1 protein-coding gene is annotated in these 736 nt (G+C 41.0%); it reads left to right on the top strand.

Going from position 1 to position 736, the window contains the following annotated elements; all coding sequences use genetic code 11:
- A partial coding sequence (locus tag ACJ2A9_RS23675; RefSeq protein WP_441424117.1) for a dihydrodipicolinate synthase family protein occupies positions 1-736 on the top strand: 736 nt, incomplete at both ends.

The following is a 736-nucleotide window of genomic DNA, read 5'->3' as shown; positions in this document are numbered from 1 at the left end:
GTTAGTTCGCTGGGTAGCGAGCCACGAAGGAGTTAATGGTATCGTTGTAAACGGACATACAGGAGAAATTATGACATTACTTCCTGAAGATCGTGCAGAGGCAGTACGAATCGCAGCCGATGAATTACAAGGTCGAATCCCAGTCATTTCAGGAGTATCAGCTGAGGGAACAATTGAAGCGATCCAACATGCCCAAGCAGTTGAAAAGGCAGGAGGAGAAGGGATTCTGTTAATGCCGCCACACTCATGGTTACGATTTGGTATGCAGCCAGAATCGACAGTTCAGTTTTTTAAAGATGTAGCCGAAGCAATTAACATTGGGATTGTTGTTCACCAATATCCAACTTGGACAAAATCTTCTTACACAACCGATCAATTGTTGGAAATGGCAAAAATTCCAAACGTTGTATCATTTAAAATCGGTCAAAGAGATATGGCGCAATACGAAGTAGATGTTAGAGCATTGAAAAAGCATGCCCCGGATGTTTCATTATTAACGTGTCATGATGAGTATCTATTACCTACATTAGTTCAAGGCATTGATGGCGCACTAGTAGGCTTCGGTTGTTTTGTACCGGATTTAATTGCAGAGTTAGTAAAATGTGTGAAAAACCAAGATTTAGTTGCAGCGAATGCAGTTTATGACCGAATCTTTGAATTAAAACATGCGATTTATAAAATGGACGAACCGTCTTCAACTTCTCACTTGCGCATGAAAGAAGCAATGTACCAACGC

It is taken from the genome of Anaerobacillus sp. MEB173 (assembly GCF_052119505.1).
Classification (GTDB): domain Bacteria; phylum Bacillota; class Bacilli; order Bacillales; family JBJMAU01; genus JBJMAU01.
This window is presented reverse-complemented; position numbering and strand designations above follow the sequence as displayed.